The sequence below is a fragment of the Mesorhizobium sp. M7A.F.Ca.ET.027.03.2.1 genome (genome assembly GCF_003999175.1).
Lineage (GTDB): Bacteria > Pseudomonadota > Alphaproteobacteria > Rhizobiales > Rhizobiaceae > Mesorhizobium.
In genome coordinates, this window is sequence record NZ_RZOM01000606.1 from 1 (window position 1) to 3,772 (window position 3,772).

General features: G+C 61.3%; 6 protein-coding genes. 2 read left to right on the forward strand and 4 right to left on the reverse strand.

Annotated elements, in window-relative coordinates; all coding sequences use genetic code 11:
- Nucleotides 1–617: 617 nt before the first annotated feature.
- Nucleotides 618–848: a hypothetical protein gene (locus tag EN750_RS39575; protein ID WP_189526395.1), complete on the forward strand. Its 231-nt coding sequence runs from the start codon at nucleotides 618–620 to the stop codon at nucleotides 846–848.
- A 146-nt stretch (nucleotides 849–994) separates the two neighbouring features.
- Here the strand turns inward: EN750_RS39575 and EN750_RS23190 are convergent, their stop codons facing one another.
- Nucleotides 995–1,426, reverse strand: a complete 432-nt coding sequence (locus EN750_RS23190) for an OsmC family protein (RefSeq protein ID WP_127397759.1) — start codon at nucleotides 1,424–1,426, stop codon at nucleotides 995–997.
- A 58-nt stretch (nucleotides 1,427–1,484) separates the two neighbouring features.
- The gene (cueR, locus tag EN750_RS23195) at nucleotides 1,485–1,907 is read right to left on the reverse strand and encodes a Cu(I)-responsive transcriptional regulator (RefSeq protein ID WP_127382668.1); all 423 of its coding nucleotides are present in this window, start codon (nucleotides 1,905–1,907) and stop codon (nucleotides 1,485–1,487) included.
- A 226-nt stretch (nucleotides 1,908–2,133) separates the two neighbouring features.
- Between cueR and EN750_RS23200 the strand changes: the two genes are divergently transcribed.
- The gene (locus EN750_RS23200; RefSeq protein WP_127397760.1) at nucleotides 2,134–2,751 is read left to right on the forward strand and encodes a L,D-transpeptidase; all 618 of its coding nucleotides are present in this window, start codon (nucleotides 2,134–2,136) and stop codon (nucleotides 2,749–2,751) included.
- A gap of 111 nt (nucleotides 2,752–2,862) precedes the next feature.
- Here EN750_RS23200 and EN750_RS23205 read toward each other — a convergent pair whose 3' ends face one another.
- Entirely contained in the window at nucleotides 2,863–3,189 is a 327-nt protein-coding gene (locus tag EN750_RS23205; protein ID WP_127269475.1) for an NIPSNAP family protein, read from the reverse strand.
- An 82-nt stretch (nucleotides 3,190–3,271) separates the two neighbouring features.
- Nucleotides 3,272–3,772: NifU family protein (locus tag EN750_RS23210; protein ID WP_145967851.1), on the reverse strand; the 501-nt coding region annotated here is incomplete at its 5' end.

Here is a 3,772-nt window from a genome sequence, read left to right on the forward strand (position 1 = left end):
ACAAAGAGATCGTCAGCGCGAATCGCCTTGATATGCCGCGCCGATCAATTTCCATTTAGTAACCTTAAGATAGCAGAAAAAAGTCTTTGCGCGTTACCTACCAAAGTCAGATGCAACCGCTTTAGTTCCGCGAATGTCGAATGGCATAAGCGGGAGACGTCACTTCGACATTTCCGTGAAGGCGCAACCCATCTGCGGGTGGCGCATGGCTTTCTGTAAATTAGCTAAAGCTAATTTAAGTGAAAGGTGATATTTTGGAAGCAGCCGGGGCTCCCCCAATACACCCCGCTCCGGTCAGGCCCGGTGGCGGTCCACCCAAAGGAAGGCTACCGGGCCGATCCCTGCAACCAACCGGTGATCCGCTCGTTGATCCCATGCCGGGTTGATCCCCCGGCACTCCAGGACCTGCCCGCTGCCGAGGGGCGGCGGGCCTTTTTTGCCGATTGGATTCAAGCCCGCAGCGATAGCGAAGGCTCCGGCGGATGCCGGAGCCTTCGCGTTTGGTGATCCCGTCAGAAGTGGATCCAGAAGGATCTGCGGAAACATCTGCGGCGCCAAGAACCATTGCGCCAATAGCGACGGCAAACCCGCCTCCACCCGCGTCGGCGACGGCGGCGGTGCCATCTGCGGTGCCGCACGAACTCGACGCCGTCCTGGACATCGGGACCATCCGGGCCGAGAATGTCGTCGGATGGTTTGTCGAGCTCATCGAGAATGCCGGGCCCCGTATCAGGGATGCCGGCCAGGGCGGTGGCAGGACGCGCGATTGCGACGACGGTCGCAGCCCCTGCAAGCCCAAGCATTCCAGTCAGAAACAATCGCCGATCCATGCCAACCTCCATCGTTGATCATTGCGACAAGGGAAGACATAGAGCGGCAGATTGACGCGCCCAGGTGCCGAAGAAAATTGGGTCAATCCCCCTGCCGTGCCGGCGGCGGATCTTTTTAGCGGTCTCCGACAATCCACACGGCCAAATGCGCCTGTTCCCAGGGATCATTCCTCCGACAAGCCGGTCGCCGTTGCGTCCGTTTCAATGCTCACCGGCACGCCCTGGCGCAGGGAGTTGCTGACCGTGGAAATCGCCGCGGCCCTCGTGATGATCTCCGCCGGGTCGGAGCCGTCCAGCGTCGTGCATGAAACCTTCATGATTGACGAGGTCGCGAGCAAAGGCTTGCCTTCGAGGTTCAGCGTCACGGTCACGGCGATCTTGTCGAGCGTTACGCCCATTTCCTCGGCGACGTAGCGAAGGTCGTTGCAGAAGCAGCCGCCGATCGCCAGGGCGAGGAGCTGGCCGCCATTGAAGCCCAGGCCCATGCCGCCGGCCTTGCCTTCGGGCCGGTCGACGATGATCGTGTGGCCGCCGGCCCAGCCCATGGCGGCTTGCGTGTCCTCCACATTGCGCAGTTCGACGGTCATCGAGACCATTGCGGATGTCCTCCCGGCAGGAGTCGACCAGGCGTCGGGCCTCGTCGACGTAGAGTCATTATGCAGGCGCAGAGGCGGCCTTGTCGCTGGGCAACGCCGCCCCCGCCATGTCATCAAGGATCGGACAATCCGGCCTTTCGTCGCCGTGGCAGGCATGGATCAGTTTCTGCAGCGTCGAGCGCATCGACTGCAACTCGCGCACTTTCTCCTCGATCGCCGTGACATGGGCGGCGGCGATTTCGCGCACGTTCTGGCTGGCGCGGCTGCGATCCTGGTAAAGCGCCATCAACTGGCGGCAATCGTCGATGGAAAAGCCGAGATTGCGCGCGCGGCGCAGGAAGGCCAGCCGATGGATGTCGTCTCCGGAATAATCGCGGTAGCCGTTGGCGGCGCGCGCCGGGGCGATCAGGCCGATCTCTTCATAGTAGCGGATAGTCTTGGCCGGCAGGCCGGAGCGGTGGGCGGCGTCACCGACATTCATGACGGTTCTCCTCGATTTCCAGGAGCCCATGGAGCAGGCCCCTTGAATTTGCTTCACAATCCTGTGAGTCCTGTTGCCAAAATGCCATAGTGATACGCTTACCGGTACGTCAAGGCAGGCATATAGGCATCGCGCGCTTGGCAAGCAAAGCAAATGCCAGCATGAATGATGATGAGAGAGCGGCCGACTCGTGCCGCCGAAGTTGGGCGGGGCACCGGATCACCTGATGCGCATGAAGTCGTTTGCAATCATCGCCGCACTGGCGCTCTCCACTGCTATCGCCGGTTGCAGCACCATCGGCTCGCAGATATTCTCCAACAACTACGGCGCGGTCACCGACGCAGGTTATCAGCTGCCGCGCATCCCGATCGAGAAAGTGCCGATGAAGTACCATCGGCAGGAAGTGAACTACGACAGCCCGGAAAAGCCGGGCACGATCATCGTCGATACGCAGAACAAGTTCCTCTACTTCATCGAGGGCGACGGAAGGGCCATTCGCTACGGCATCGGCGTCGGCCGCGAGGGCTTCGAGTGGCATGGCACCGCCCACATTGCGCTCAAGCGCGAATGGCCGACCTGGACGCCGCCGAGGCAGATGATCCAGCGCCAGCCGGAATTGGAAAAGTTTGCCGGCGGCATGGAGCCGGGCCTGAAGAACCCGCTCGGCGCGCGCGCCATGTACCTGTTCAACAAGGGCGGTGATTCAGGCTATCGCCTGCATGGCAGCCCGGAGTGGAATTCGATCGGCAAGGCGATGTCGTCTGGCTGCATCCGCCTGATGAATCAGGACATTATCGACCTCTATGACCGCGCCTCGGTCGGCGCCAAGGTCATCGTTCTCTAGAGGCAGTTTTCGTACGCGGACCGTCTAGGCAACAACGGACGTCCCAAGCAGAAAACCGGGCAATTCGGCCCGGTTTTTTGTTGTTTGCGCGATGCGACGCCTGCTCGGTGGTCAGGACACCGCCGAGAACGAGGTGGGAGCCAAAATTTGGTTGGTGATTGTCTCGGTGATCTGGCCGTCACGCTCGGAATCTTCCCGCGCCTGTGTCCAGGCCGGGTCCTTCACGAACGCCGTCCAGCGCTCTTCGCGTTCGGCCAGCGATTCCCATGCCAGCATGTAGGTCAGGTCGTTGTTCGAAGCACCGATCAGCGTGGTAAAGAAACCCGCTTGGCGGATACCGTGCTTTTCCCACAATTTGAGGGTGATCTTGTCGAAACGATCAAGAAGCGCCGGCAAGCGCCCCGGCAAAGCCCGGTAAACCCGAAGTTCGTAGATCATTTTGGAGTTCCTTCTGGCCGAGGCGCCGGAAGCGAAGAAATCGGACCAGATGGTCAGCAGGGTAGAATTTTAAAAGGGGGCGTCAGGAGACCTGCTCGACCTGTTGCACTTCCGGCACGAAATGGCGCAGCAGATTCTGAATGCCGTGCTTCAGCGTCGCCGTCGAGGATGGGCAGCCGGCGCAGGCGCCCTTCATGTGCAGGAACACCGTGCCATTCTCGAAGCCGCGGAAGGTGATGTCGCCGCCATCCTGGGCGACCGCCGGGCGCACCCGCGTGTCGAGCAGTTCCTTGATGGTGATGACCAACTCCTCGTCGGCCTTGTCGTAGAACTCACCGGTCTGGCTGGTCTCGGCGGCCGGGCCGGCCTTGGCCATGACGGGCGCGCCGGACATGAAATGCTCCATGATGGCGCCGAGGATCGCCGGCTTCAAATGCTGCCAGTCGGGGCCATCCTTGGTCACGGTGATGAAGTCATAGCCGAAGAAAACGCCGGTGACGCCAGGAATTTCGAACAGCCGGCCGGCCAGCGGCGAGGCGACGGCGGCGCTGTCGGCATCGCGGAAATCGGCGGTGCCTTCCAG